Here is a 26,035-nt window from a genome sequence, read left to right on the forward strand (position 1 = left end):
GGCTCAACTCGGCCATTTTATTGCTCCTGTTCTCAAGATTGCGCTTCAACAGCCGCAATCCTCCAAAACAGAAGCTTCACCCGCAAACCGACCCGCCAAATGCCGCGTCAGCGGCTTCGTTCAATCCCCTCCGATTCTGTCAATGCCTGAACCGCTCTAGCGGTGGCGTTGAGAAGCTCATCCTTCTGCCGACTCCGACTGGATCAGGCTTTCGAGCAGGTCGAGCAGACGCTCCTGCTGTTCGACGCCGTAGCGTTTCTGGATCGCCTCATAGATGGCGGCGCGCTCGGGTGACAGATCCTCGATCACCGCCAGCCCGGCGGGGCTGATCGCCAGCAGCGCCCGACGGCCATCGTCTTTGACCTTATTGCGGGTGATGAACTGCCGCTCCTCCATCGCCTTGATGATGCGGGTCAGGCTCGGCGGCAGGATCGAGGCGCGATTGGCGAGCTCTGTGGCCTCAAGCGGGCCGGCTTCGGCCAACACGAGCAACACGCGCCATTGCTGTTCGGTGATATCGTGCCGGGCGAGCATCGGCCGGAAGCGCGCCGTTATTGCCTCGCGGGCGCGCAAGAGAGCCATCGGCAAGGAGCGGCGAACGCTGGGCGGCAACAAGATCAAATCTCCGAAGGAATACCAATTTCGTCCCTGAGCGAGGCGTGCTCAGCGGATACGCCGCTGTATCAACGATTTTGCCGAGAGCGGCAATGCCATCCGTCAGAGCGCGTACAAGAACGCCGGATGAAGAGCAAATATTCCACCGATCTCAAGGCACTGGACGACTACCTGACGGCCTTCGAGGCTCTGTCTTTTGAGCACTTCAGCAACGAGGCATACTCCGTGCCTGCTTCGCCCGATCAAAGATGATCGCAGTGCCACGTGGCCGGCGACCACTCGAAAGAAAAAGGCCGGGCACGAAAGCGGCCCGGCCAAAAATGAAGGTCAAACCTTCAGAGGGGAACACCGTTCGGGGAATGGGAGGAAACCGCCGAACGATATCCTTTATGTGGGCTTGCCCAGGCGCATTTGCGACGAACAAAATTCCAAAAAACGAGCCGACGGCGAAAAATTCGGCTCCATTGCAGTCAGTCATCAGCCGGCCGCAGCAGCCGTTTCCAGCAGGTCGGCATAGTGCCGCTTCGCCACATCGGGATGAGAGCGCAGCCGGCTTTTCAGCACATTGGTTCCGACATCGCGAAACAGCGGATTGTCGGGATCGCTCGCCGGCCCCCGTGCCTCGGCCGCCAGTTCCTCGGGCAGGTTGAGCAGCGGGATCGTCGCATCGAGACGGGCGCTGAAGAAGAAGGGAACGGAAATCCGCTCGACACCGGGCGGCGGCGTCACGACGCGGTGGACGGTCGCCCGCAGATAGCCATTCGACGCCAATTCGAGCAACTCGCCGATGTTGACCACCAGCGTCTGCGGGATCAGATCGACATTAACCCAGCTGCCATCATACTCGACCTGCAGCCCCTTGTTCTCGTCCTGCAGCAGCAGAGTCAGGAAGCCGCCGTCCTTGTGCGCGCCGACGCCCTGGTCGTCGCCGGTCGCGTCACGTCCGGGATAGCGCACGATCTTCATGCGGTGGTTGGGCTCGTCGCGATAGATCGGATCGAAAGCGTCCTCGGCCTGGTCGAGCGACTGCGCGAAGGCCTTCAAAAGGCGGATCGCCACTTCGGTCGCCCTTGCCTGCCAGGCGAGCAGCGCCGGCTTCAGCTCCGGCAGCGCAGCCGGCCATTGGTTCGGCCCTTGCAGCCGCGTCCAGGCGGGAACACCCAGCCCTTGCGGGATCGGCGGGCGCTCGAGGCCGATGTCGAGTTGCTCGCGCCAGTCGGCCTTGCCGCTGGTCAGCTCGCCGCCTGCGCGCGTATAGCCGCGGAATTGCGACGACCTGACCATTTCGATGGCCAGCTTGTCGGCCTCCGGCAAGGCAAAGAAGCGGCGCGAGGCATCGAGCACGTCGGCGATCTCCGCTGCCGATATGCCATGGCCGCTGAGATAGAAGAAACCGACATCCCGCGCCGCCGTGCGCAGGTCGAACAGAAAGGTCCGGCGCTCCGATGCGCCCTGTTCGAGGCGGTCGAGATCGAGCACAGGGACAATTCTGGGCATGGTCAGGCTCCTTATGCGGGGCGTTGCGCCTGACTGCCACGGTGGCATGCAGGCCTCTGCGATCCAAGCAACGGACGATCCAAACTCGACGCCGATGGGAGAACACCGGCCTGCATTTTGCCGCCGGTGGGCAAAGAACGTCCGAACGGATATCCAACCTGCTTGCGTCCGGCGGTCATGCGCGGTGGTCCAGCCTGGCGACCAGCCGGTCCCCGACCCACTGGATGCCGCAGACCAGGATGATGAGCACGATGACGACCGCCACCATGACACTGGTCTCGAAGCGCTGGTAGCCATAGCGGATAGCAAGGTCGCCCAGTCCGCCGGCGCCGATGGCACCGGCCATGGCGGAAGCGCCGATCAGCGTCACCAGCGTCACCGTGAATCCGGCGACGATGCCGGGCAGCGCCTCCGGCACCAGCACCTCGCGGATGATCGTCCAGCGGTTGCCGCCCATGGCGCGCGCCGCCTCGATTAGCCCGTGATCCACCTCGCGCAGCGACACTTCGGCTATGCGGGCATAGTAGGGCGTGGCGGCGATCGACAGCGGCACGATCGCCGCCCAGGTGCCGATCGAGGTGCCAACGATCAGCCGCGTCACCGGGATCAGCGCCACCAGAAGGATGATGAAGGGCACCGAGCGGAAGCCGTTGATGATGGCACCGAGCGCGCGGTTCACCCACAGGCTTTCGGCGATGCCGCCACGATCGGTGGCGACCAATGCAAGGCCGAGCGGCAGGCCGAAGATGAGCGAGATAAGGCCGGAGGACCCGGTCATCAGGACCGTCTCCCAGATCGAACGAATGAGAAGCTCAAACAGAACCGGCGACATGGCCAAGCACCTCCACCCGCCCGTGGCGGGCTTTCAGGAACGCGATCACTTCCGACAGGTGATTTTCATCGTTGCCTGCCACCGCCAGGAACAGCGTGCCGACGGGCTGCTGCTGGACATGGTCGATGCCGCCATGGACGAGGCGGAACGGGCCAGGCAGGGCTGTGGCAAGGTCCGATAGCAGCGGGGCTCGCGCGGCCTCGCCGGCGACGTCGATCCTGAGGATCGTTTCCGCGCCGGTTCCCGGCACAAGCCGGCTGGCGATCTCGTCCGGCAGTTGCGGGCGGATGCCGCCGAGCAGGCTTTTGGTGATTTCCGAACGCGGGTCGGCAAAGACCGACCAGACCGGGCCCAGCTCGACGATGCGCCCGGCGTCGATCACCGCGACGCGGTCGGCGATCGAGCGGATCACCTCCATCTCGTGGGTGATGAGCAGGATGGTCAGGCCAAGCTGCCGGTTGATATCTTTCAGCAGGGCCAGGATCGAGCGCGTCGTCTCCGGGTCCAGCGCCGAGGTCGCTTCGTCGGAAAGCAGCAGCGCCGGGCGCGCGGCGAGTGCCCTGGCTATGCCGACACGCTGCTTCTGGCCACCCGACAGCGAGGCCGGATAGGCTTTCGCCTTCTCCGACAGGCCGGCGAGTTCCAGGAGTTCGGCGGCACGCGCCAGGCGCTCGGCCTTGGGGCGGCCCTCGATCTTGAGCGGCAGCGCCACATTGTCCTCGACGGTCTTGGCCGACAGCAGGTTGAAATGCTGGAAGATCATGCCGATGCGGTGCCGCAGCGGCTGCAGCTCGCGCTCGCCGAGCCGGCTGATCTCGCAGCCCTCGATGAACACTTCGCCGGAATCCGGCCGCTCCAATCCGTTCAGGCAGCGGATCAGCGTCGACTTGCCGGCGCCGCTGCGGCCGATGATGCCGAGGATCTCGCCCTTGCGCACCGTCAGCGAGACGCCGTCGAGTGCCGGCGTTGCGCCGAAGCGCCGCTTCAGGTCGATGAGACGGACGACATCTTCCGAAGCAGGAGGATGGCTGGCCGCCGCCAGATCGGCCGGTGCTTTGATATGCTGGTTCATCGAGGTTCCTGTTTCGGCGTTCCGCAAATGCGATGGCGGCCCGCTCCGTGGCGGACCGCCTGTTTCTGCCAGCCACGCGCCGATCAATAGGCGCTGATCCCGGTGCCCTTGTAGACCTTGTCGAACTCGGTCTTCACCGTCTCGTTCTGGTAGGCAGCGACCAGCGTCTTCACCCAGGGCTCGTTCTCGTTGGCGGCCTTGACCGCGATGAAGTTGCGGTAGGGATTGTCGGCCACCGGCTCCTGGGCGATGCGGTTGTCAGGGCCGAGGCCGCTCTTCAGCGCCCAGTCGGTGTTGACCACGGCAGCGTCGAGATCCTCGACCGAACGCCCGACAATGCCGGCATCGAGCTCCTTGATGACGACCTTCTTCGGGTTCTCGGCGATATCGGCGGTGGTCGCCAGGATGCCGGTGCCGTCCTTCAGCTTGATCAGGCCTTGATCCTGTAACACGCGCAGCGCGCGGCCTTCGTTGGACGGATCGTTCGGCAGGCCGACGACGGCGCCCTCGGGCAGGTCGGCGACCTTGGCGTATTTCTTGGAATAGAGGCCGATCGGCCAGACGCCGGTGTAGCCGACCGGGACGATGTGATAGCCCTGCGTTTTGATCTGGTTGTCGAGATAGGGCTTGTGCTGGAAGGCGTTGGCGTCGATCTCACCGCGCTCGAGCGCTTCGTTGGGTTGGGTGTAGTCGTTGAAGACGACGGTCTCGATCGTCAGGCCTTTTTCGGCCGCCTGGGCCACGACGACACGCCAGACATCCTCGTCCTCGCCGCTGATGATGCCGACCTTAATCGCCTTCTTGTCTTCGGCAAAGGACGGTGTCGGCCCTGTCAGGCTGACAATGGCGAGCGCCGAGGCCAGAAGCGCGGCGAGGCCTGCACGCCGGGTGATTGATGTTGAAACGAAAGGCTTAAAAGCGTTTCCGCGTTCGGACATGATGCGTTCCTTGCAATGCTGAAGTCATATCGGCCAGGCGGGATGCGAAGCCTTAATGACAGGATCGGCAATGCTGCGCTTCCGATCAAAGAACCGCTTTTCTTCTTCAACGCGAAGCAGGAAATATTCTCTCAAAGATCTTGCGACGGCGAGCACGCCCGCCAGCGTGTGGCATATGCAGGCGGCGAGCGACAGGCGCTGTGCCAGAATCGCCGCGCCGGCTTTGGCCGAAAGCTCAGAATGTCTCGACCCAGGGCCTTAGTTCGACTTCAAAACTCCAGGCGCTGCGATGCTGGCGGTGGGTCGCGAGATAGGCCTCGACGATCGCGTCCGGCGACAGCCGGCGATCCGGCCGGTCGGGCTCATCGGCCTGCCCAGGCGGCTCGATCTGACCGTCGATGATGAAATGCGCGACATGGATGTTCTTTGGGCTAAGCTCGCGGGCCATGGACTGCGCCAGGCCGCGCAGGCCGAACTTCGGCATGGCGAAGCCGGCCGAACCGGGAAATCCCTTGAGGCTGGCAGTGGCGCCGGTGAACAGGATCGATCCGGAACCGCGCGCCAGCAGCCGCCGCGCCGCCTGCTGTCCAACCAGGAAGCCGCCATAGGCGCCGACCAGCAGCGCCTGTTTGACGGCGTCAGGATCGAGCTCGGCGATCGGGCCGCGCGTGCGCCCGCTGGCGTTGAACACCGCAAGCGCGAGCGAGCCGGCCTTGTCCGCGGCCTCGAACAGGCGTGCGACGGAGGCCGGATCGGAGACGTCGGTTTCGACGGCCAATGCACCTGTCTCCTCGACCAGTGGCGCGAGCTTGCCGGTGTTGCGAGCGGCCAGCACGACGCGAAAGCCCTCTTTGGTCAGGAGACGCGCCAGCGAGGCGCTCAAGCCCTGCCCCGCGCCTGCGATAACGGCAACATCGGATGTCATGGTACTCTCTCCTCGCGGATCCTGGCGGAAGCGCTGCCTTTGGCGCGTGTTCATCGTAGCGCAGATCAGTCCGGTACGGGCAGCGCTCGCTGATTGTAGAGGATTTTGCGGATGCGATCCTGCTCTTCCGGCGAAAGCTTGCTGGTTTCGGTGGACAGCCCCGCACCGATTGCAAGGCCGCGCTGTACGGCCGGTCTGGCGCCGACCTGTTCGAACCAGCGCTTGAAATACTTGAACTCGTCTATGTCCTGCCCCTGCGCCTTCCAGCCGACAGTCCAAGGATAGCTGATCACATCGGCGATCGTATAGGCGTCGCCGGCAATGTAGCGCCGGTCGCGAAGCCGGGCGTTGAGGACGCCGTAGAGACGGTTGGCCTCATTGGTGAAGCGGCGTACGGCATAGGACTGGTCACCTTCCCTGTCGCCAAGGCGGCGGAAATGCCCGACCTCGCCGAGTTTCGGCCCCTGGTTCGCCATCTGCCAGAACACCCATTGGGCGACGTCATATTTGGTACGCACATCCTGAGGCCAGAACTTGCCGGTCTTTTCTGCGAGATAGAACAGGATCGCCCCGGACTCGAAGACGCTGATCGGCGCGCCGCCGTCGCTTGGCGCGTGATCGACGATTACCGGCATGCGATGGTTGGGATTGAGCCTCAGAAATTCGGGAGCGAACTGGTCACCGCGCCCGATGTTGACGGGAAGCAGCCTGTACGGGGTTTGTGTTTCCTCGAGGAAGATCGAGACCTTTTTTCCGTTTGGTGTCGGCCAATAATAGAGATCGATCATGCCTCATCCGCCTGTCAGGTGTGGAACCCCCATCGCGCAACACAGGGTCGCGCCTTCCCAATGGGCAGGCAAGGAAAAAGCGTTGCTGGGTTCGCTGAATCAGACAAGCAGGAAACCAAAAATCGGGCGTAACGGCAGCCGACATGCTCCATCACCACGATCTGCCTCAAGCGCATCCATGGGCGCGCGGTCCCAGACAACGTTACGAAGACCGATCAGCCTTCAGCACCGAAACAGCCAGCTCGCTGTTGTGGATATGCTCGTTGGCATCCGGTTGCCGCTGCACCAGGAGGATGAACAGCAGGTCGGTCAGCGTCAGCTGCGCGTCGCGCGCGGTGATCGAGGACGAACGTGCGCGCTCCTCGTCGGCGATGGTATAGAGGCGGATGTCGGCGACGCGGCTCAGCGGATTGTCGTGCAGGCCGGTGACGGCGATCACCTTCGTGCCGCGCTTGCGGGCAAGCTCGGCGATGCGCAGGGTTTCAATGCTGGCGCCGGAATAAGAGAGCGCGAACAGCACATCATCGGGGCCGAGCGTCGAGACATTGGCCATCTGCACATGGCTGTCGCTGTCATGCAGGACGTTGCGGCCGAGCTTCATCAGCTTGTAGGAGAAATCGCGCGCCACCAACGAGGAGGCGCCGACGCCGACCAGATGGATGCGGCGCGCGCCGTCCAGCATTTGCAGCGCCCTGGAGAGGATCCGCTCGCTATTGGCGGCGACGGTCTGCTGCATCGACAGAAGCTTGCTGCCGATCAGCTTCTTCAGCATGACCTGGTACTTGTCGCCGACCTCGATCGAGCCGTGGATCACGCCGGCCGGCACGTGCCATTCCTGCGCCTTGGCCTCGCTGACAGCGAGCTTCAGCTCCTGGTAGCTGGCATAGCCGAGCTTCTGGCTGAACTTGACGACGCTCGATTGGCTGCGGCCGATCTCGGCCGCAAGTGCTGCCGTCGACTGGCGCAGCATCTGGTCGGGATTGTCGACGATGTACTGACCGATCTCGCGATCGCCCGGCGCCATCGTCTCGAGCTTGGCCTCGATCTTCTTCAGGACGGACATCAAGTTCCCTTGCAGGTTCAATTTGCCGGCCGGCGGCTGGCGATGCCGAGACAAGGAATAAAATATTCCAATTCCAATTGACAGCAAAGAATGATCGATCGACTGTCAGGCCGATCAGGAATCGTCATTGAAACACTGCCTGCCAGCGCCAGGCTGGGCCACGTCGGAACGGGTTCCAGAACCATGGACAGATTGCGGATCGTCGGCGGACAGCGGCTCGAAGGCGCGGTGACGATATCGGGCGCCAAGAACGCGGCGCTGCCGCAGATCGCCGCGGCACTGCTCAGCCCCTACAGACTGGAGCTGACCAACCTGCCCGCCGTCACCGATGTCGAAAACATGCTGGGCGTCGTCGGGCTTCACGGCGCCGTGGTGACCAGATCGGCCCATGCGGCGACGATCAACACCAGTGCCGCCGTTTCCAAGGAGACCACCTACGACACGGTGAGAAAAATGCGCGCGACGGTGCTGGTGCTCGGCCCGCTGCTTGCCCGCTTTGGTCATGCCAGGGTGTCGCTGCCCGGCGGCTGCGCCATCGGCGCGCGGCCGGTCGACATGCATATCGCGACACTCGCGGCGCTCGGTGCCGATATCGGCATCGAAGGCGGGCTGATCGTCGCCTCGGCGCCGAATGGCTTGCGAGGGGCGCGAATAGTGCTGAGTTCGCCATCGGTCGGCGCGACCGAAACGGCGATGATGGCGGCGACGACGGCGAAGGGCGAAACCGAGATCCTCAACGCGGCGCGCGAGCCGGAGGTGGCGGACCTCGCCGCTTGCCTCAACGCCATGGGCGCGAAGATCGAAGGCGCCGGCACGCACCGCATCCTGATCGAAGGCGGCACAAGCTGGCGCGCCGCCACGCATGACATCATCCCCGACCGCATCGAGGCCGGCACCTATGCGGTCGCGGCTGCCATCACCGGCGGCCAGCTCGAGCTCACCCACGCGCGGCTGGAGCATATGGCATCGGTGGTGCAGCTACTCGAGGCCGCCGGGGTGAAGATCTGGCCGGGCGATCGCGGGCTGATCGTATCGCGGGACGGGCCACTCAAGGCGGTCGACGTCACCACCGAACCCTATCCTGGCTTCCCGACCGACCTGCAGGCGCAGTTCATGGCGCTTATGTGCTGCGCCGACGGCGCCTCGCTGCTGCGCGAGACGATCTTCGAAAACCGCTTCATGCATGTTCCGGAGCTGATGCGGCTCGGCGCCAACATCAAGCTGCAAGGCACCATGGCGCTGGTGCGTGGCGGCGAGCAGCTCAAGGGCGCGCAGGTGATGGCGACCGATCTGCGCGCCTCGGTCTCGCTGGTGCTGGCGGCGCTGGTGTCGGAAGGCGAAACGGTGATCAACCGCGTCTATCACCTCGACCGCGGCTACGAGCAGCTCGACCGCAAGCTGCGTCTTTGCGGCGCCCATATCGAGCGGATCAGCACATGAGCGCCGTCGCGGCATCGCCGCATTATTTTCTCGGCGTCGACGGCGGCGGCACCGGTTGCCGGGCTCGCATCGAGGACGAGGCAGGAGGTGCGCTCGGGCAGGGACTGTCCGGGCCGGCGACGACTCGGCTCGGAACCGACGAGGCCTGGGCCTCGGTTGCACGAGCTTTTGGTGCTGCGATCGAAGAAGCGGGGTTCGGTCAAGAAGAGATCGCCCGGATCCATGCAGGCATCGGACTTGCCGGCATCGGCCGCAAGGGCGCGCTTGACGCGCTCACGGCGATCGCCCACCCCTTCGCCAGCATCGCCTTCGTCAGCGACGGCGTCGGCGCCTGCCTTGGCGCGCATTCGGGCCAGGACGGCGCCATCGTCATTGCCGGCACCGGCTCGATCGGCCTCGGTTTCGTCGACGGGCGCGATCTGCGCGTCGGCGGCTACGGCTTTCCGATCTCCGACGAGGGCAGCGGTGCGGCTCTCGGCCTGAAGGCGGTGCAGCTCGCTCTGCGCGCCCATGACGGCCGGCACGAGCGGACGGCGCTGCTGAGCGAGGTCATGCAGCGCTTCAAGGACGATCCGATGGAAGCCGTCGCCTGGATGGACCGCGCCACCGCCACCGACTACGCGGCCCTTGCCCCGATGGTGATCCGCCATGCCGACCAGGGTGATGCGGCCGGGCGGCGGATCGTGCAGAATGCTGCCGAGCAGGTCGACACATTCGTGCGGGTGCTGTTCGAAAAGGGCGCGCCGCGCGTGACGCTGCTCGGCGGCCTGTCCAGCCCGCTCGAGCCCTGGCTTGCGCCCGATGTTCGGCGCCGACTGAAGCCCGCCGACGGCGACGCGGTTTCAGGCGCAATCATCCTCGCCAAAAAATCGCTCGGTGACCGCTAGTTCGGATCAAGGAAGGAATATTATATTCCAAAGTTTCGTTGACACTGAGAATATCAAATTCTAAAAAGTTAACGAAGCGGAAACCCGAGCAGCCAACACGACAGCCAATGCCATTGCCGGCACTGGTCAAGGTCGCGCGCTGCGTCACATTCCTGCTGACGGCATGCATTTTGAAAGCGCGTGGATGAGCGAACACGGCCTGATGTCCGAGTTGGAGCGGCTGGTCTCCGAGGACCGGAACCCGCGCACGATGGACATCGATTTGTTGCCGACCGCCGACGTGCTGCGCCGGATGAATGACGAGGACAAGGGAGTCGCGGGCGCCGTCGAGAAGGTCATCCCGGAGATCGCTTCTGCCGTCGACCGGATCGTGCAAGCCTTCCAGAAGGGCGCGCGGCTGATCTACCTGGGCGCCGGCACCAGCGGCCGGCTCGGCGTTCTCGACGCTTCGGAATGTCCGCCGACTTTCGGCGTGCCGGAGGATATGGTGATCGGCCTGATCGCCGGCGGCACTGAGGCTCTGGTGCGCGCCGCTGAAGGCGCCGAGGACGATCCGAAACAGGGCGTCAGGGACCTGCAGCATATCAGGCTGACAGCGGACGATGTCGTGGTCGGCATCGCGGTCAGCGGGCGCACGCCCTATGTCATTGGCGGCCTGAACTACGCGAAGGAAGTCGGCGCAACGACAGTGGCGCTGTCCTGCAATCCTCGCTCGACCATCGCCGGCATTGCCGACATCGCCATCTCGCCGGTCGTCGGCCCCGAAATCCTCACAGGCTCGACGCGGCTGAAGTCGGGCACCGCGCAGAAGCTGGTCCTCAATATGCTGACCACCGCCAGCATGATCCGCATCGGCAAGAGCTACCAGAATTTGATGGTGGACCTGAACCCTTCCAACAAGAAGCTGGTCGCCAGGGCGGTCAGGATCGTCATGCAGACCACCGGCTGCACGGCACAGGAGGCGCGCCGCGCGATCGAGGCGACTGGCAAGGATGTGAAGTTGGCGATCCTGGTGGTGGTCACCGGCTTGGGCGTCGAGGAGGCGCGTACGGCACTCGGCAAGGCCGGAGGGTTTCTGCGCAAGGCGATTGGCGACAAGACGGTGTGAAACCGCAAGGACATACTGGGCCGACATTCCGGGGCACGTGCCCCTTTGAAGCGGTCCGGGGAACTGCAAGGCATCATTTTCGACAATAATGGGAGACGACAATGGTACAGCATCTCACCAGGAAACTGCTCTCGGGCATGACGCTTGCGGCCATGCTCGGCATTGCGGCGGTGCCGCTGCAGGCCAGTGCTGCGACGCTGCACATGGCCTGGTCGCAGGACGCCACCGGGCTTGACCCGCACAAGCAGACGGCCTTTTCGTCGCTCAGGCTGCTGGAGTTGATCTACGAGCCGCTGGTCCGGGTCGACGCCAACCTGCAGATCGTGCCGGCCATCGCCGAGTCCTGGCAGTTCTCGGCCGACGGCAAGGAGCTCTCCTTCAAGCTCAATCCGAAAGCCAAGTTCCAGAACGGCGCCGCTGTTACCTCGGCCGATGTGAAGGCCTCGTTCGAGCGCATCCTCGACGAAAAGACCGGTGCGGCGGCGCGTGCCAATTTCCTGTCGATCGCCAGCATCGACACGCCCGATCCGGCGACCGTCGTCTTCCATTTGTCGCAGCCGGACGTGCCGATCCTGACGGCGATGAGCGACGTCAATGCGGCCATCGTTCCGGCAAGCGAAATCACCGCCGGATCGGTCGGCACGAAAGCGGTCGGCTCGGGTCCGTTCAAGCTCGACAAATGGGATCCGAATGCCAAGGAAGTTCTGAGCGCCAACAGGGACTGGGCCGGCGGCGCCACCGGCGTCGACGGCATCGAGATCAGCGTGCTGCCGGACGAGACGGCGATCCTGGCGGCGCTGCGCACCAAGCAGATCGACTTCGCCCTGCTCAACGACCCTTTGGTCGCCACGCTGGTGCCGAAGGAAGCCAGCCTGCAGCTCAACCGCGTGCCGGTGCTTGCCTATCACGTGCTGCAGCTCAACCCGTCGCGCAAGCCGATGACCGAGTTGAAGGTGCGCCAGGCGATCTCCTGCGCCATCGACCGGCAGGAGGTGCTGGACACCGCTTCGCTCGGCGAAGGCAAGGTCACGGGACCGCTGACCATCCCTTCTCTGGCCACCGATCCGAGCCAGCTGTTCTGCTACAAGCGCGACGTCGAGAAGGCCAAGAAGCTGATGGCCGAAGCCGGCTTTGCCGACGGCTTCTCGGCAACCGTGATCGGCGCCACCGGCGAGCCGCCGACGGCGGCGGCGGAGGCCCAGGTCATTCAGTCGCAACTCGCCGAAATCGGCGTCAAGCTGGACATCAAGATGATGGAGCTCAACGTCTACGTCGACGCTTGGCTGAAGGGCGATTTCGACATGGCCGTGGCGCTGAATGGCGGCAGGGCCGATCCCTACACAATGTACAACCGCTACTGGACCAAATCGGGCAATCTGCAGAAGGTGGCGAACTACATCGACGACACGCTGGACAGCCAGATGCAGCAGGGCCGCGCGGAAACCGACCCGGCCAAGCGCAAGGCGATCTTTGCCGAGTTCGAAAAGCACCTCGCCGAGGTTTCGCCGTGGATCTGGCTCTACACCTCCTACAGCTATACTGCGCAGCAGAAGAACGTGGCGGGGTTCGTGCCGACTCCGACCGGCACGCTGTTCAGCCTGAGCAAGGTGACGATCCAGCAGTAGCGGCCAAAGTGAGCGGACGAGAGGTGTTCTTCGCGTGACCTATCTGCTGCGACGCCTGGCGGTGTTTCCTCTCGTTTTGATCGGCGTCTCCATCGTCGTGTTCGTGGCCATCCGGATGGTTCCGGGCGATTCGATCACGGCGATGCTGGGGACCGAGGCCGGCCTTTTGACGCCGCAGCAACGCGATGCGCTCGCCGCTTATTTCGGCATCGACCAGCCCTGGTTCGTCCAGTACGGGCGCTGGCTGCTCGGACTCGTGCAAGGCAATCTCGGCATCTCCCCCACCTATGGCAAGCCGGTGCTCGACGTCATTCTCGAACGCTTCCCGCTGACGCTGGAACTGGCGCTGCTGTCGATGATGATCGCGCTTGTCGTCGGCATGCCGGCGGGCGTCTTCGCTGCCACTCGCAACGAGAGGCTTTCCGATCTTGGCGTGCGCATCGCCGCCATGATCGGCCAGTCGACGCCGAACTTCGTGCTGGCGCTGCTGATCATCTACACGCTGTCGGCCGGCTTCGGCGTGCTGCCGGCGATGGGCGAATTCTCGCCGCTCTGGCAGGATCCGCTACGCAATCTCGGCCAGTTGATCCTGCCCGCCATCACGCTCGGCTTCGCCTTCGCGGCCTCGGTCACACGCATCTCGCGCTCGGCCATGCTCGATGTGCTGAGCGACGACTATGTGCGCACCGCCCGCAGCAAGGGCGCCTCGGCGCGCAGCGTCATCTGGCGCCATGCTCTGCCCAATGCGCTGATCCCGGTGGTGACACTGAGTGGTATCGAGTTCGGCTATCTGCTCGGCGGCGCCGTCATCGTCGAGCAGATCTATGCGCTGCCCGGCATCGGACGGCTGGTGCTCGACGCGATCCTGCAACGCGACTATGCGCTGGTGCAGGGGTGCGTGCTGTTCATCGCCTTCAACTTCATGATCGTCAACCTCCTGGTCGACCTCGCCTATGTCGCGCTCGATCCGCGCATCCGGCTGGGAGAGCGGTGATGCGCACGCTCAGGGCCATCTTCGCGCATACCAGCGGCCGCATCGGCGGTTTCATCGTCGGTCTCTATCTGCTGCTTGCCGTGCTCGGTTTGCTCGGGCTGACGCCGCACGACCCGTTGATGCAATACCGGATAGACCGGCTGCATGCGCCGAGCGGCACCTACTGGATGGGCACCGACCTGTTCGGCCGCGACGTGGCGAGCCGGCTGATGATGGGCATCGGCCAGTCGTTCATCGTTGCCTTTTTCTCGGTCGCTTTCGCTGCGCTCGCGGGCACTGTTTTGGGACTCGCGGCAGCCTGGTTCGGGCGCCGCTGGGATGGCATCGTGATGCGGATCATGGATGTGCTGCTGGCCTTTCCGGCGATCCTCCTGGCGCTGCTCATCGTCGCGGTCGCGGGGCCGGGAACCTCGACCAGCATCGTCGCCATCGCCATCGTCTATACGCCGATCTTCACGCGCGTCGTGCGCGGCCCTGCTTTGTCGCTCAAGGCGCGCGAGTTCGTCGACGCCGCGCGCACATTCGGCAGCAGCTCGAGCTACATCCTGACGCGGCATCTCCTGCTCAATTTGGTGGCGCCGCTGACCGTTCAGGTCACGCTGGCGCTGGCCTGGGCGCTGCTCACCGAAGCCGGCCTCAGCTTCCTCGGGCTCGGCAAACAGCCGCCTGCCGCCTCGCTCGGCCTGATGCTGAGCGACAGCCGCAATTTGATGGAGACCGCCCCCTGGCTGATGATCTTTCCGGGCATCGCCATCATGATCAGCATCCTCGGCTTCAACCTGCTTGGCGACGCCTTGCGCGATATATTCGATCCCAAGATGCGGAGGGCGATCGCGTGATCCCGCTGCTTTCCGTATCCGATCTCAGCGTCGGTTTCGGCCGCAAGCCTGAAGCCAATGAGGTGGTGCGCGGCGTCAGCTTCGAGCTGGCGGACGGCGAGACGCTGGCCATCGTCGGCGAAAGCGGCTCCGGCAAGTCGGTCACCGCGCTGTCGATCAACCGCCTCGTCGATTTCGGCGGCGGCCGCATCACCGGCGGATCGATCAGGCTCAAGCGCGCCGATGGCAGCGTTCTCGACCTGACAAGCGCGACCGAACCGCAGCTGACGAAGATCCGCGGCGCCGAGATCGGCATGATCTTCCAGGAGCCGATGACCTCGCTCAACCCGGTGCTGACCATCGGCACGCAGATCGCGGAATCGTTCCGCCTGCATCGCGGCCTGACCGGCCGGCAGGCAATGGCTGCGGCCAAGGATGCGCTCGACCGCGTGCGCATTCCGGATGCGGCGCGGCGGCTGAAATACACGCCGAACCAGCTCTCCGGCGGCATGCTGCAGCGGGTGATGATCGCCACGGCGCTGGCCTGCAACCCGCGCCTGCTGATCGCCGACGAGCCGACGACGGCGCTCGACGTCACCGTGCAGGCGCAGATCATGGCGCTGCTTGCCGAACTGAAGCGCGAGACCGGCATGTCGATGATCTTCATCACCCACGATATCGGCCTCGTCGCCGGCATCGCCGACAAGGTGATGGTGATGCAGAACGGAGAGGCCGTCGAACAGGGCGAGCTGAACCAGATCCTCGACCAGCCGCGGCATGCCTACACGCAGCATTTGCTGCACGCCGTGCCGCATTTTTCCAGCGGCCGCGCGACGCGTTCGGATGGGCAGCGCGACAAGGCGCCAGACGCCGGACCGGCACTGAAGGTCGACGGCCTCGTGGTGCGGTTCCCGGTCAAGGCCGGCCTGTTAGGGCGGACCACCGGGGCTGTGCATGCGGTGGACGGTGTCGATTTCGACCTGATGCCAGGCGAGACGCTGGCCATTGTCGGCGAGAGCGGTTCCGGCAAATCGACCACGGCGCGCGCGGTGCTGGGCCTGGTGCGCGCGACGCGCGGCAGCTTCTCGGCCAGCGCGCGCAAGGCCGCCTCCGGGCAGAGCGCGCGGCCGATCCAGATGGTGTTCCAGAACCCTTATGCCTCGCTCAATCCAAGGCTTTCGATCGCGAGCATCCTCGCCGAACCGGTGATCGCCACCGGCGGCCGCGCGACGGCCGAGACCCGGGCAAAAATGACGACCCTGCTCAAACGCGTCGGCCTGCCGGAAGAGAGCCTCGAGCGCTATCTGCACGAATTCTCGGGCGGCCAGCGGCAAAGGCTGTGCATCGCGCGGGCGCTGATGCTCAACCCTTCCGTCGTCGTGCTCGACGAAGCGGTTTCGGCGCTCGACGTCTCGGTGCAGGCCAGGGTGCTGGAGCTGCTGGTCGACCTGCAACGAGAGTTCGGATTGGCCTACCTCTTCATCTCGCACGACATGGCGGTGGTGGAGCGCATCGCACACCGGATCGCGGTGATCTACGCCGGCCAGATCGTCGAGATCGGCGACGCCAGGTCCGTGCTGTCGGCGCCGAAGCATGCTTACACCAAGAAGCTCATCGCCGCCGTTCCGACCATCGAGCGGCGCCGCGAGCGTTTCGAGCTAGACACGCGGCAGGTGCCATCGCTGGTGTATCCGTTGGGATTTGAGCCGGGGCCGGCGAAGTGGGAACAGTTCGGGCCGGACCATAGGGTGAGGATGGAAGCGTGAGCGTGACGGATCGCCCACTTTCGAGCGGAGGCTGGCATTGACCAAGCTCCCCCATCTTTTCGAACGTGCCTTCGCCCCTGTCGAAACAGCGGTGACGGCGGGCCGGATTCCAGGCGGTGTTCTGGGCCTTGTCGAGCGCGACGGCACGCGCATCGTCAGGGCAATCGGCCTTGCCCAGCGCATCCCGGATGCCAGGCCGATTCATGAAGGCACCTGGTTCGATCTCGCGTCGCTGACCAAAGTCATCTTCACCACGCCGCGCATCCTCAAGCTGGCGGAGGGGGGCATCATCGACCTCGACGCGCCGCTGATTTCGGCCCTGCCCGATCTGCGCCAGTATGACGAGAAGGCATGGGAACGGAAGGTGACGTTTCGCCAGTGCCTCGGCCACCAGACGCCCTTCCCCGCCGTGGCGCCGATCTACACTTATGGCCGCGATCCCGAGTTGCTGCGCGCCTTCATCCTGCAGCGCGAATGGCAGGCCGGCTTGCCCGTCTATTCCGACATCAACTTCATCCTGCTCGGCTTCGCGCTGGAGCGCCTGTCGGGGAAAACCATCCGCGCTATGAACCCAGGCCCGAGCTTCGCCTTCTCGGCAGCATCGGATCAGGCGGCGGCGACGGAGGACTGCACCTGGCGCCACCGCGTACTCTCAGGCGAAGTGCACGACGACAATTGCTCGGCACTGCAGGGAGCGGGTCATGCCGGGCTGTTCGGCACGGCGGCCTCGATCCTCGATTTCGCGCAAGGGCTGCTCACCGGAGCCGGCGCCTCGCCGGCCTCGATCGCGCTGATGCGGACGCCGCTGTCGGCGACCCGCACCCATGGCTGGGAATACCCTTACGAAAACTGGTCCGGCGGCAGGCTGTGCAGCCCAGGCACGATCGGCCATACCGGCTTTACCGGCACCGGTCTGTGGATCGATTTCGACAAAGGCAAGGCGTGGACCTTGCTCACCAACCGGATCCATCCGACACGTCATTTCGACAGCGGAATCGCGACGCTTCGCCAAACGGTGGGCGATCTCGTCAACGGAGCTTAGGAACTTGACCATGGAACCAATCTGGGCCGTCGGCCTGATGACCGGCACCGTGCTTGACGGCAATATCGACGTCGCGCTGATCAAGACCGACGGCGAGCGCATCGCGGAACTCGGCACCTATACGCTGGCGCCCTACCCGCAATCGATCCGCACCTTGCTGGAGGAGACGCTGCGCCAGGCGCGGGCGTGGAACTTCACCGGGCCGGAGCCGGCGATCTTCCGCGAGGCCGAGGAGGCGCTGACGCGGGCGCAATCGGCGGCGGTCAGGGACCTCGTCGAAAGCTACGGCCTAACCATGGCCGACATCGGCGTCGTCGGCTTCCACGGCCAGACCGTGCTGCATCGCGCGCCGCAGGTCGGCCGCCTCGGCCAGACCCGCCAGCTCGGCGACGGCGAATTGATGCACGCCATTCTCGGCACGAAAGTCGCCTACGATTTCCGCTCGGCCGACATGCGCGCCGGCGGGCAAGGCGCGCCACTGGCGGCCACCTATCACACCGCGCTGCTGCGCGCGGCGGACGCCAGCGGCGACATGGCGGTGCTCAATCTCGGCGGCGTCGCCAACATCACCTGGTGGGACGGAAAGGACAATGTCATCGCCTTCGACACCGGGCCAGCCAACGCGCCGCTCAACGATTTCATCAAGGCGAAGGGGCTTGGCGATATGGACCGCGACGGCGCCCTGGCCCGCGGCGGCACGGTGGACGAGGCGCGGCTGGCCAAGCTGCTTGAGCACCCCTATTTGACCAAGCCTTATCCGAAATCGCTCGACCGTTTCGACTTCGGTGCAGCGATGGCCGACGGGCTCAATGCCGAGAATGGCGCCGCTTTGCTGACGGCCTTCACCGCAGCCGCCGTCGGCAAGGCACTCGACCTGCTGCCGCATCGTCCCGGGAAATTGGTAGTCAGCGGCGGCGGCCGTCACAACCCGACGATGATGGCGATGCTCGCCAGCCGCGCCGGCGTCGAAGCCGTGCAGGCCGAGACACTCGGCTGGAAGGGCGATGCCGTCGAAGCGGAGTGCTTTGCCTTCTTGGCGGTGCGCGTGCTGCGCGGCCTGCCGATCAGTTTTCCGAGCACGACCGGCGTGCCGCAGCCGATGCGCGGCGGACGGCTGGCGGGTTAGCCAGCAGCTTCTTCTGCAGGAAGATGCGGCTGCGGCCGATGGGAAAGTCGGGCAGCGTGCCGAACGGCTGGTAGCCCTGACGCTCATAGGCCCTGGCCGCTTTCGGATTGAAGGTGTCGATCCAGGCGCCGTGACAGCCGCGCGCCACGGCTTCACGCTCGGCCGCTTCCAGCATGTGGCCGGCCATGTGCTGGCCGCGCAGCCTTTCGTCGACCCAAAGCCATTGCACGAAGAGCCAACCCCACGCGGTGTAGCCCGAGATGCCGGCGACGACCTTGCCGCCTTCGTCGCGCACGAAGACGGCGAGTGCCTTGCGCCTGGAAGCGCCGACATCGCTGTCGTTGAAGGCCGTCAGCCGTTCGCCCAGAAAGGCGAGTTCCTCGGGCAAGGGATCGGCGGTGGTCTCAAGCGTCGTCTTCATGGCGGGCTCGGCTCGGTTGTCGGCCAAGCCTTATCCATGGACGGGACGAGGACGCAAGCCTTGCGGCAGCGGCTTACGTCCGGATGGGCGTTGGTGAACGCCAGGCCGCCGCCGAGGCGGCGACCAGCATCAGCAGTGCGGCTACAATCGCCGAGGCGGCAAAGCCGAAGCCGGTGTAAAGCGGACCGAAACCTGTCGTGCCGACAAAGACCGCGAAATAGGTCACCGCGCTGTTCAGGCCCATGATCGTGCCACGCCGCGACGGATCGAGCGCGGTGAGCCGCATCACCAGCACGTTCAGGCCGAAATGGTTGGCAAGGCCCCAGACCGCCACCATCGCCAGCGTCAGCCCGAAGCTGCCGCTTGCCGCGGCGATCGCGACATAGACGACCGCGACCAGGAGATAGGAGAAAGGCATGACGCGGCGCGCGCCGAGGCGGTCGATGACGCCGTCGAGAAGTGCGGCCGCGCCGAAGCCGGCACCATAGGCAAGTGCCGCCCAGCCATTGGCACTGACTGGCTGCCCCAACCCGCTGTGAAGGTGATCGCCGAGATAGCCATAGACGCCATAGAAAGCGGTCATGAAGGCAGCGCAGGCGATGAGCAGCGGCACGATGCCGGGAACGGCCAAGGCGCCGAGCGGCGTCGGCGCCGGACCGCTTTTCCTGGTGTCGCTGAGCGAGGTCAGCGTCAGACCAGCCAGGGCAATGGCGGCTAGCACCGCGACCGTGCCAAACACGGCGCGCCAATGCACGAGATCGGCAATCACGGCCGACAGCGAGACGCCCGCCACCATGGAGAGCGTCCAGCCGGTCAGCACGACGCCGATCGTGCCGCTCTCGCGGCCGGGCGGCGCGATCGCTGCCGAGCTTGCGTAGATGGCCGGCATGGCAATGCCGGCGGCTATGCCGGCGACGAACTGGGCGGCGACCAGCGCCGTCACCGTCGGCGCCAATGCGCTGGCGACCAGGCCGATCGCCAGCAGCAGCAGCGCCCCCTGCAGCATGCGGCGGGCGCCGATGCGATCGATGTAACGCGCCAGGAAGAGCGCGCTGGCCGAGGTGCCGAGCCCGAAGGCGGCGGACGCGATCATCACCGCCGGCACGCTTGCGCCGAACGCCGCCGCCACGGCCGGTGCTATCGGGCCAAGGACCAGCGAATTCGAACCGATGACAGCGATGCATCCGGTGAGCAGATAGGCGATCGCCGGAATCGGCGGCCGGGGCGCCACAAAAATTGCTGATTGATCACTGTTCGACATACGATCATAATGACCGTATGAAATTCAGCATCAACAAGGAATTTCCATATGGATGAAGAAACAGATGGCATTCCGCGGAACCGGTCAGCGGCCCGGGACGTCGATGCGACGGACCGAAAGATATTAGGCGTTCTGGTCGACGACGCGACGATCAGCTACGCCGATCTCGGCGATCGTGTCGGCCTGTCGCCGCCGGCGGCGCATGAACGGGTGAAGCGCCTGCGCCGCAGCGGCGCCATCCGCAGCACCGCGGCGATCATCGATCCCAAGGCGGTGAAGAAGCCGCTGCTCGCCTTCGTGCATATCGACACCAAGGGCTGGGGCAAGACGCCGGAATTGATGGCGGTTTCCGAATATCCGGAAGTCGAGGAGATCCATTCCGTCGCCGGCGACACCTGCATGCTGCTCAAGGTGCGCACCGAAGACACAAGGGCGCTGGAGGGCCTGCTGTCGCGCCTCTACGAGACACCCGGCGTGACCTCGACGCGAAGCTATGTCGTGCTGTCGACCTATCTCGAGCGGCCTGTTCAGCCGGGCATCACAACCGAATGGCCGACGCCAAGGCACATGGCCCAGCCGCTGTACTAGCACTCACTCGTTTGCCGTGGGCGCGGCAATTGAGCTACTTGTCTTTCCAGAAATCGGCCTGGAGTTGCGCCGCTTCATCGGCAAGCAGCGGGCCGACGACTTCAGTTGGACGCTGCCCAGCTTCGAAGACGATCGTGCAGGGCAGGTCAAGTGTGGGATTCTCGACGTGTGCACCCGTCAACCCCTTGACGTCGTGTTCGCTCTGGCCAAAGACGACCCGTCCGATGCCCGCCCAATAGATTGTCCCGGAGCACATCGCGCAAGGTTCGGCCGAAGTGTAGAGTGTGCAAGAGGCCAGCTCTTCGAGGGTGAAATTCATCCCCGCCCACCGGGCTAGCAGACTTTCGGCATGAGCGGTGCGGTCGCCCCCTCCGGATTTGTAACCGTTGAGTTGCTCGCGCAACACATTGCCGTCTTTGTCAGCGAGGAGCGAACCAAAGGGATGTTCGCCAGCATCGCGAGCCTTGCGCGCGACTTCGAATGCCTGACGGAGCAGGCGCTCATCACAGGGGCGTTGTGGCATCGGCCGATCCTCCGGCAGTGCCGCTTGATATCATAGTGCCGAACAATCCGCCGACTCAATTCGGCAGATTCAGTCAACAGCCTAGTCTCAGGTCTTTGATCAAGGCCAGCATGGCAGCGCCCCCTTGCGCCGCCAATGAATCAGAACGCCGTTATCCTGTGAATCCCTTTAATGAGTCCGAGCCCAGCTGGAACGGGCGGTAAGGCCGCTACTGCCTGGTCGCACCGGCATAGATATCGAGAACGCGGGTGATGCTGCCGATCAGCAGCTCATGCGCTGTGGGCTTGACCCGGCCGGCCGCAACCGCCGCATCGAGCTGTCCGAGGTATTGGCCGATCAAGGTACGGGGGATCTCGCGGTCGCCCAGCGCCTCGAGCAGCGTCTGCGTCGCGCGCTGCGCGTCCGGCGCCGGCCAGTAATAGCGGATGCGGTCGCTGAAGGAGAAATGCCGTTCGACGCGCTGCTCGTCGGGCGTGCCCGGATAGTATTTGCGCCAATTGTCGGGCGAAGCCAGCATGATGCGTTCCATCGCCGCCGGCAGGTTTTCGCGCGAGGGGTCCGGCGCGAGCACGTCGGCGATATGGCTCAGCCCGTACAGCGCCTCGCGCAGCGCGAAGGTGAGCCAAGGTCCGACCTTGAGGATAGCGAAGCCGTCGCGCACCAGAGCACCAAGTGCCTCATTCGGCTGGTAGTCGGTCGAATGCGCCTCGAAGACGAATTGCGGTATGCGCCCGAGCATAGCGACCAGTTCCGTCGCCTTCTCCGGCGCATATGCGATGATCTCGGCATTGCCGAATTCGACACCGGGCTGGACGACGACGCCGACCGCGCGGGCAAAGGCGGCGTCGAGGCCGGCGCGCGAAAATGCCTGGCGGTGGATCTCGACGGTGCGCAGGGCGTCATCAGGTTCGGTGACATGCATATGGTCGAGCGCTTCGAGCGCGCCGCCCGGCACCGGAACTTCGGTGCCGATGATGTAGACCGGCTTTTCGCCGCCAATGCGTTCGACCGCCGCCTCGGCGACGGCCGCAAGCGCGGCGGCGCGGGCGGCGATGGTCTCGTCGGCGAGAGGCGCGGGATCGTCAGCGCAGGCCATGCTGGTGTCGAGATGCAACTTGGTGAAGCCTGCGCCGGCATAGGCGTCGATCATGTCGGCCGCCTGCTTCATAGCGTCGGCGGCAGGAAGGTGCTTCCACGGGTTCGGCCCGAGATGGTCACCGCCGAGGATCAGGCGATCGAGCGGAAAGCTGGCGTTTTGTGCATGGCCCTCAACGAAGCTGCGGAAGCCGGCCGGCTTCATGCCGGTGTAGCCGCCTTCGTGGTTGACCTGGTTGCAGGTCGCCTCGATCAGCACATCGGAGCCGCGTGCCGCGCCATGGCGGAGCGTGGCCTCGATCACCATCGGATGCGCCGAACAGATCGAGGCGATGCCGCCTTTCTCGCCCGCGGCGCGCTTCGCCGCGATGCTGGCAAATCTCTGCGTCGCGGCGCTCATGGCTGGCCCTTCCCGGCGGCGGTTGCGAAAGCCTTAACCTCGGCCAGCGGAAAGATACCTTCCATCGGCCCCTTGCGTGTGACGGCAAGCGCGCCGCAGGCATTGGCGATCCTGAGCGCCTCGGCCGGCGCCGCGCCGCGCAGCCAGAACGAGACGAAGGCGGCGCCGAAGCAGTCGCCGGCGCCGGTCGGATCGACCTCGTCGACGGCAAAGCCCGGCAAGGCAACCGTACCGTGACGGTCGTGGTAGGCGGCGCCCCCGGCGCCCTTCTTGAGGACGATGCAGGACACGCCGCGCTGCAGGAGCTCGTCGACCGCGCCCTTTTCGTCGCCGGCCGATGAAAACAGGAACAGCTCGTTGCCGCTCGGCAGGAAGACATCGGTTTGCTTGAGCACCTGGTCGAGCGCCTCGCGCATGCCGGAGGCCTGCATGATCTCGCGGCGGATGTTGGGGTCGAAGGAGACGGTTCCGCCCTTGGCCTTGACCGTCTGGATCGCCGACAGCGCGACCTCGGTGGCGCGGTCGGAGAACAGCGACGAGCCCATGACATGGACGTGGTCGGTGGCGGCCAGCATGCTCTGCGCGGCGGCATCGATCCCGACCAGGCCGGCGGCGCTGTTGCGGATGTTGAAGACAAAGTGCCGGCTGCCATCGGCCCGGTAGGTGACGAAGGCGGTGCCCGTCGCATGGCCCTTGTGGACCGCGATCGCCGACACATCCGCGCCCAGGGCCCGCAGCCGCTCGATGTTCAGCTCGCCGAAATCATCCTCGCCGACCGCGCCGATCAGGCCGGCGGGCTGGCCGAGCGCTGCAGCCTGGCCGATGAAGATGGCGGGCGCGCCGGACGGATAGGGGCCAAGTAGCGGACCGGGCTCGAGAAAGCTCTGGCCGATGCGCTCGGCCATGATCTCGACGAGGATCTCGCCGGCTGAGACCAGCTTCTTCATCTCGCGGAATTCCTCCCGGCGTTTCGCTTCCGGCCCTTGCCTCGGATGCACGGCAAGCATAGTGGCCTGCGCCATAGACTCCAAAGTGAATACGGCTTGTGCTTTTTCGCGTCAATTAATAAATTTACGCATGGCAACTGTTGAGTTTGTCTGTAAAATTTCACCTTGCGGTTGCGCGCCGGCGCACCGTATGTAGGTGCCGGGCAGCGCTAGGGAACAGCCAGGGTTGGATGTCCAAAACGCGAGGGTATCGATGGCGATGACGCACAAGACGATGGAGGATTTCGCCCGCTCCTGCGGCGTCTCCAGGCCGACCTTGTCGAAATTTTTCGACGATCCGACCAGCGTCAAGCCGGCGACGCGAAAGCGCATCGAAGAGGCGCTGCGCTCGTCCGACTACCAGCCCAATCTGTTTGCCCGCAACCTCAACCGCAAGCGGACGCGCAGCATCGGCATCATGGTGCCGACGGTGGCCGATCCCTTCTATTCGGAGATGGTCAGCCGCATCGAGCTTCGCCTGCGCGACGAAGGCTACTGGCCGATCGTGATCTCCTCGCATGGCTCGCGGGAGCTTGAAGTGGAGGCGACGCGGACCATCCTGTCGCTAAAAGTCTCCGGTGCGCTGATTGCCCCGCTTGGCCTGCGCTCGGACCGCCGCACGCTGGAGAAGCTGACGCAGGCCATCCCGGTCGTCTATTTCGACACCTATCTCGAAGGCGGAACGCCGTTCGTCGGCAACAACAACGCCCAGAGCATCTCGACCATCGTCGAATATCTGTGCCGGTCCGGCGATGCCCCGGTCTATTTCGACATCCCGCATGTCAACCACAATTCGCCGGAACGGCTGGAGAGCTACGTCGGCTCGATGAAGCGGCTCGGGCATGAGCCTGTCGTCATCGGCGACACCGACGACTACACATGGGATTTCGAACGGATCGGCTACGAGCAGACGGAAAAGATGCTCGCCAATGGCGGCCTGCCGGGCAAGACCATCCTGTGCAACAATGACCGTCTCGCCTTTGGCGTGATGGCGGCGGCTTACGCGCGCGGCCTCAAGGTCGGCCGCAAGGGCGATTGCGACCTGCGCGTAGCTGCCCATGACGATCATCCGCTGAGCCGCTACACATGTCCCGGCCTCACCACCATGGCGCAGGATTTTGCCGCCATGGCCGGGCGCAGTGTCGAGACGCTGCTCGCGTTGCTCAACGAGGACGACACGGCGGTCGCGCCCAAGGTCAGCCTCGACGCGACCTTGGTGATGCGTCAATCCGCTTAAGCCTTCCCGAAAGCCGGATCGAAGCCGCGCCATGCGGCGACCGCTCCAGCCACCGCCTGCCGTGGCGCCGGACCGTGACGACCCATCGAGACGAAGCCGTGGATCTGACCCGGCCAGCGGCGCAGCACGAGCGGCACGCCGTCCTGTTCGAGACGCCTGGCATAGGCTTCGCCTTCGTCAGCGAGGATGTCGTGACCGGCGAGGGCGACAAAGGCAGGGGCAGCGTCCGCGAGGCTTTCGGCTTTGAGCGGCGAGGCGCGCCAGTCGTCGATATCGCCAGCGTCGCGGACATAATGATCGCGGAACCAGGCCATGGTTGCCGCAGTGAGGCCAAAACCTTCGGCAAAGCGACGATAGCTGTCGGCCGTCTGCGCGGCGTCGGTGTTGGGATAGAACAACAGTTGCGCGGTCAACGGGATGCGATCACCCCGCGCGAGAAGACTGAGCACCGTGGCAAGATTGCCGCCGGCACTGTCGCCGGCGACGGCGATGCGCCGTGCATCGATGCCGAGATCGCCAGCGGCGTCGCGCATAAAGGACAGTACGGCACGGCAATCATCGACCGCCGCCGGAAACTTGTGCTCCGGCGCCAGCCGATAGGCGGGCGAGACGACGACGCAGGCCGCCATGTTGGCGAACCAGCGGCAGATCTCGTCATGCGAATCGAGATTGCCGATCACCCAGCCGCCGCCATGCAGGTAAAGCAGCCCCGGCGCGTCTGTGGCAGGCGCGCCCTGCCCGCGATAGAACCTCAGCGTCAACGGGCCACCGGGTCCGGCGATGGTCCGCTCGCTGACCGAGGCGACCGGTTCGCGCTCGCCCTGTAGATCCGGAAAGCCTTCATCATAGGCACGGCGCGCCTGTTCCGGCGTGCCGGCCTCGAATGGCGGGGCGTCGGCCCGGCGGCCGAGGTCGAGCACATGCCGGGCTTCCGGGTCAAGCCCGGACAGGGACGGTGTTGCCGAGAGGATCGATGTCATTCGAACCT

26 protein-coding genes are annotated in these 26,035 nt (G+C 65.0%); 12 read left to right on the forward strand and 14 right to left on the reverse strand.

Features of this window, described 5'->3' with window-relative positions; genetic code table 11:
* Positions 1-177: 177 nt before the first annotated feature.
* Complete coding sequence (hpaR, locus tag D3227_RS05180) at positions 178-582, reverse strand: homoprotocatechuate degradation operon regulator HpaR (RefSeq protein ID WP_120013074.1); 405 nt, start codon at positions 580-582, stop codon at positions 178-180.
* Positions 583-741: 159 nt separating this feature from the next.
* Here hpaR and D3227_RS43715 point away from each other — a divergent pair, with 159 nt between their 5' ends.
* Positions 742-867: a hypothetical protein gene (locus D3227_RS43715; protein WP_281034896.1), complete on the forward strand. Its 126-nt coding sequence runs from the start codon at positions 742-744 to the stop codon at positions 865-867.
* Positions 868-1,092: 225 nt separating this feature from the next.
* Here D3227_RS43715 and D3227_RS05185 read toward each other — a convergent pair whose 3' ends face one another.
* The 7 genes from D3227_RS05185 to D3227_RS05215 all read right to left on the reverse strand — a co-directional run bounded on the left by D3227_RS05185 (position 1,093) and on the right by D3227_RS05215 (position 7,730).
* On the reverse strand, positions 1,093-2,112 hold the full coding sequence (locus tag D3227_RS05185) for an isopenicillin N synthase family dioxygenase (RefSeq protein ID WP_120013075.1): 1,020 nt from the start codon (positions 2,110-2,112) through the stop codon (positions 1,093-1,095).
* Positions 2,113-2,287: 175 nt separating this feature from the next.
* The gene (locus tag D3227_RS05190) at positions 2,288-2,944 is read right to left on the reverse strand and encodes a methionine ABC transporter permease (protein WP_120013076.1); all 657 of its coding nucleotides are present in this window, start codon (positions 2,942-2,944) and stop codon (positions 2,288-2,290) included.
* The gene (locus D3227_RS05195; protein ID WP_120013077.1) at positions 2,925-4,016 is read right to left on the reverse strand and encodes a methionine ABC transporter ATP-binding protein; all 1,092 of its coding nucleotides are present in this window, start codon (positions 4,014-4,016) and stop codon (positions 2,925-2,927) included. Before D3227_RS05195 ends, D3227_RS05190 begins: the two co-directional genes overlap by 20 nt.
* 83 nt (positions 4,017-4,099) lie before the next feature.
* The gene (locus tag D3227_RS05200) at positions 4,100-4,954 is read right to left on the reverse strand and encodes a MetQ/NlpA family lipoprotein (RefSeq protein WP_120013078.1); all 855 of its coding nucleotides are present in this window, start codon (positions 4,952-4,954) and stop codon (positions 4,100-4,102) included.
* A gap of 235 nt (positions 4,955-5,189) precedes the next feature.
* Positions 5,190-5,879 carry an SDR family NAD(P)-dependent oxidoreductase gene (locus D3227_RS05205; RefSeq protein ID WP_120013079.1) on the reverse strand — a complete coding sequence of 230 codons (690 nt, stop codon included), beginning with the start codon at positions 5,877-5,879 and terminating at the stop codon, positions 5,190-5,192.
* 65 nt (positions 5,880-5,944) lie between these two features.
* Positions 5,945-6,667: a glutathione binding-like protein gene (locus tag D3227_RS05210; RefSeq protein WP_120013080.1), complete on the reverse strand. Its 723-nt coding sequence runs from the start codon at positions 6,665-6,667 to the stop codon at positions 5,945-5,947.
* Positions 6,668-6,869: 202 nt separating this feature from the next.
* Positions 6,870-7,730 carry a MurR/RpiR family transcriptional regulator gene (locus tag D3227_RS05215; protein WP_120013081.1) on the reverse strand — a complete coding sequence of 287 codons (861 nt, stop codon included), beginning with the start codon at positions 7,728-7,730 and terminating at the stop codon, positions 6,870-6,872.
* A 183-nt stretch (positions 7,731-7,913) separates the two neighbouring features.
* Here D3227_RS05215 and murA point away from each other — a divergent pair, with 183 nt between their 5' ends.
* The 9 genes from murA to D3227_RS05260 all read left to right on the forward strand — a co-directional run bounded on the left by murA (position 7,914) and on the right by D3227_RS05260 (position 18,536).
* Complete coding sequence (gene murA, locus D3227_RS05220; RefSeq protein WP_120013329.1) at positions 7,914-9,170, forward strand: UDP-N-acetylglucosamine 1-carboxyvinyltransferase; 1,257 nt, start codon at positions 7,914-7,916, stop codon at positions 9,168-9,170.
* The gene (locus D3227_RS05225) at positions 9,167-10,057 is read left to right on the forward strand and encodes a glucosamine kinase nucleotide-binding domain-containing protein (protein WP_120013082.1); all 891 of its coding nucleotides are present in this window, start codon (positions 9,167-9,169) and stop codon (positions 10,055-10,057) included. Before murA ends, D3227_RS05225 begins: the two co-directional genes overlap by 4 nt.
* A 184-nt stretch (positions 10,058-10,241) precedes the next feature.
* Positions 10,242-11,165 (forward strand): N-acetylmuramic acid 6-phosphate etherase, encoded by a 924-nt coding sequence (murQ, locus tag D3227_RS05230; RefSeq protein WP_120013330.1) that lies wholly within the window; start codon positions 10,242-10,244, stop codon positions 11,163-11,165.
* A gap of 101 nt (positions 11,166-11,266) precedes the next feature.
* Positions 11,267-12,790, forward strand: a complete 1,524-nt coding sequence (locus tag D3227_RS05235; protein ID WP_120013083.1) for an ABC transporter substrate-binding protein — start codon at positions 11,267-11,269, stop codon at positions 12,788-12,790.
* Positions 12,791-12,824: 34 nt separating this feature from the next.
* Positions 12,825-13,784 carry an ABC transporter permease gene (locus D3227_RS05240; RefSeq protein ID WP_120013084.1) on the forward strand — a complete coding sequence of 320 codons (960 nt, stop codon included), beginning with the start codon at positions 12,825-12,827 and terminating at the stop codon, positions 13,782-13,784.
* A complete protein-coding gene (locus D3227_RS05245; RefSeq protein ID WP_120013085.1) occupies positions 13,784-14,623 on the forward strand; it encodes an ABC transporter permease in 840 nt (279 codons plus the stop codon). The genes D3227_RS05240 and D3227_RS05245 overlap by 1 nt, the downstream gene beginning before the upstream one ends.
* Positions 14,620-16,368: an ABC transporter ATP-binding protein gene (locus D3227_RS05250; protein ID WP_120013086.1), complete on the forward strand. Its 1,749-nt coding sequence runs from the start codon at positions 14,620-14,622 to the stop codon at positions 16,366-16,368. The genes D3227_RS05245 and D3227_RS05250 overlap by 4 nt, the downstream gene beginning before the upstream one ends.
* Before the next feature lie 37 nt (positions 16,369-16,405).
* Positions 16,406-17,410 (forward strand): serine hydrolase domain-containing protein, encoded by a 1,005-nt coding sequence (locus tag D3227_RS05255; protein ID WP_120013087.1) that lies wholly within the window; start codon positions 16,406-16,408, stop codon positions 17,408-17,410.
* 10 nt (positions 17,411-17,420) lie between these two features.
* Positions 17,421-18,536, forward strand: coding sequence for an anhydro-N-acetylmuramic acid kinase (locus D3227_RS05260; protein WP_120013088.1), 1,116 nt, complete (start codon positions 17,421-17,423; stop codon positions 18,534-18,536).
* On the opposite strand, the gene D3227_RS05265 is transcribed toward D3227_RS05260, so the two are convergent.
* Positions 18,475-18,957 carry a GNAT family N-acetyltransferase gene (locus D3227_RS05265; protein WP_245451675.1) on the reverse strand — a complete coding sequence of 161 codons (483 nt, stop codon included), beginning with the start codon at positions 18,955-18,957 and terminating at the stop codon, positions 18,475-18,477. The genes D3227_RS05260 and D3227_RS05265 overlap by 62 nt on opposite strands.
* 73 nt (positions 18,958-19,030) lie before the next feature.
* Positions 19,031-20,218 carry an MFS transporter gene (locus tag D3227_RS05270; RefSeq protein ID WP_120013089.1) on the reverse strand — a complete coding sequence of 396 codons (1,188 nt, stop codon included), beginning with the start codon at positions 20,216-20,218 and terminating at the stop codon, positions 19,031-19,033.
* Between the two features lie 48 nt (positions 20,219-20,266).
* Here D3227_RS05270 and D3227_RS05275 point away from each other — a divergent pair, with 48 nt between their 5' ends.
* Entirely contained in the window at positions 20,267-20,806 is a 540-nt protein-coding gene (locus D3227_RS05275; protein ID WP_120013090.1) for an Lrp/AsnC family transcriptional regulator, read from the forward strand.
* A 34-nt stretch (positions 20,807-20,840) separates the two neighbouring features.
* Here the strand turns inward: D3227_RS05275 and D3227_RS05280 are convergent, their stop codons facing one another.
* The 3 genes from D3227_RS05280 to D3227_RS05290 all read right to left on the reverse strand — a co-directional run bounded on the left by D3227_RS05280 (position 20,841) and on the right by D3227_RS05290 (position 23,771).
* Entirely contained in the window at positions 20,841-21,329 is a 489-nt protein-coding gene (locus tag D3227_RS05280) for a nucleoside deaminase (RefSeq protein ID WP_120013091.1), read from the reverse strand.
* A gap of 208 nt (positions 21,330-21,537) precedes the next feature.
* Entirely contained in the window at positions 21,538-22,824 is a 1,287-nt protein-coding gene (locus tag D3227_RS05285; protein ID WP_120013092.1) for a D-tagatose-bisphosphate aldolase, class II, non-catalytic subunit, read from the reverse strand.
* Positions 22,821-23,771, reverse strand: coding sequence for a sugar kinase (locus tag D3227_RS05290; RefSeq protein ID WP_120013331.1), 951 nt, complete (start codon positions 23,769-23,771; stop codon positions 22,821-22,823). The genes D3227_RS05285 and D3227_RS05290 overlap by 4 nt, the downstream gene beginning before the upstream one ends.
* A gap of 253 nt (positions 23,772-24,024) precedes the next feature.
* On the opposite strand from D3227_RS05290, the gene D3227_RS05295 reads away from it, so the two are divergent.
* Positions 24,025-25,047 (forward strand): LacI family DNA-binding transcriptional regulator, encoded by a 1,023-nt coding sequence (locus D3227_RS05295; RefSeq protein ID WP_120013093.1) that lies wholly within the window; start codon positions 24,025-24,027, stop codon positions 25,045-25,047.
* Here D3227_RS05295 and D3227_RS05300 read toward each other — a convergent pair.
* The gene (locus D3227_RS05300; RefSeq protein ID WP_120013094.1) at positions 25,044-26,027 is read right to left on the reverse strand and encodes an alpha/beta hydrolase; all 984 of its coding nucleotides are present in this window, start codon (positions 26,025-26,027) and stop codon (positions 25,044-25,046) included. The two genes, D3227_RS05295 and D3227_RS05300, sit on opposite strands and share 4 nt — an antisense overlap.
* Positions 26,028-26,035: the final 8 nt, after the last annotated feature.

This window comes from Mesorhizobium waimense (genome assembly GCF_003601975.1).
Classification (GTDB): domain Bacteria; phylum Pseudomonadota; class Alphaproteobacteria; order Rhizobiales; family Rhizobiaceae; genus Mesorhizobium; species Mesorhizobium waimense.

Coding starts and splice junctions, on each gene's coding strand:
- D3227_RS05280 (WP_120013091.1), bottom strand. CDS start 21,329: ATGCCACAACGCCCCTGTGATGAGCGCCTGCTCCGTCAGGCATTCGAA.
- D3227_RS05270 (WP_120013089.1), bottom strand. CDS start 20,218: ATGTCGAACAGTGATCAATCAGCAATTTTTGTGGCGCCCCGGCCGCCG.
- hpaR (WP_120013074.1), bottom strand. CDS start 582: ATGGCTCTCTTGCGCGCCCGCGAGGCAATAACGGCGCGCTTCCGGCCG.
- D3227_RS43715 (WP_281034896.1), top strand. CDS start 742: ATGAAGAGCAAATATTCCACCGATCTCAAGGCACTGGACGACTACCTG.
- D3227_RS05300 (WP_120013094.1), bottom strand. CDS start 26,027: ATGACATCGATCCTCTCGGCAACACCGTCCCTGTCCGGGCTTGACCCG.
- D3227_RS05190 (WP_120013076.1), bottom strand. CDS start 2,944: ATGTCGCCGGTTCTGTTTGAGCTTCTCATTCGTTCGATCTGGGAGACG.
- D3227_RS05185 (WP_120013075.1), bottom strand. CDS start 2,112: ATGCCCAGAATTGTCCCTGTGCTCGATCTCGACCGCCTCGAACAGGGC.
- D3227_RS05225 (WP_120013082.1), top strand. CDS start 9,167: ATGAGCGCCGTCGCGGCATCGCCGCATTATTTTCTCGGCGTCGACGGC.
- D3227_RS05260 (WP_120013088.1), top strand. CDS start 17,421: ATGGAACCAATCTGGGCCGTCGGCCTGATGACCGGCACCGTGCTTGAC.
- D3227_RS05265 (WP_245451675.1), bottom strand. CDS start 18,957: ATGAAGACGACGCTTGAGACCACCGCCGATCCCTTGCCCGAGGAACTC.
- murA (WP_120013329.1), top strand. CDS start 7,914: ATGGACAGATTGCGGATCGTCGGCGGACAGCGGCTCGAAGGCGCGGTG.
- D3227_RS05200 (WP_120013078.1), bottom strand. CDS start 4,954: ATGTCCGAACGCGGAAACGCTTTTAAGCCTTTCGTTTCAACATCAATC.
- murQ (WP_120013330.1), top strand. CDS start 10,242: ATGAGCGAACACGGCCTGATGTCCGAGTTGGAGCGGCTGGTCTCCGAG.
- D3227_RS05205 (WP_120013079.1), bottom strand. CDS start 5,879: ATGACATCCGATGTTGCCGTTATCGCAGGCGCGGGGCAGGGCTTGAGC.
- D3227_RS05245 (WP_120013085.1), top strand. CDS start 13,784: ATGCGCACGCTCAGGGCCATCTTCGCGCATACCAGCGGCCGCATCGGC.
- D3227_RS05275 (WP_120013090.1), top strand. CDS start 20,267: ATGGATGAAGAAACAGATGGCATTCCGCGGAACCGGTCAGCGGCCCGG.
- D3227_RS05290 (WP_120013331.1), bottom strand. CDS start 23,771: ATGAAGAAGCTGGTCTCAGCCGGCGAGATCCTCGTCGAGATCATGGCC.
- D3227_RS05210 (WP_120013080.1), bottom strand. CDS start 6,667: ATGATCGATCTCTATTATTGGCCGACACCAAACGGAAAAAAGGTCTCG.
- D3227_RS05295 (WP_120013093.1), top strand. CDS start 24,025: ATGGCGATGACGCACAAGACGATGGAGGATTTCGCCCGCTCCTGCGGC.
- D3227_RS05195 (WP_120013077.1), bottom strand. CDS start 4,016: ATGAACCAGCATATCAAAGCACCGGCCGATCTGGCGGCGGCCAGCCAT.
- D3227_RS05235 (WP_120013083.1), top strand. CDS start 11,267: ATGGTACAGCATCTCACCAGGAAACTGCTCTCGGGCATGACGCTTGCG.
- D3227_RS05215 (WP_120013081.1), bottom strand. CDS start 7,730: ATGTCCGTCCTGAAGAAGATCGAGGCCAAGCTCGAGACGATGGCGCCG.
- D3227_RS05285 (WP_120013092.1), bottom strand. CDS start 22,824: ATGAGCGCCGCGACGCAGAGATTTGCCAGCATCGCGGCGAAGCGCGCC.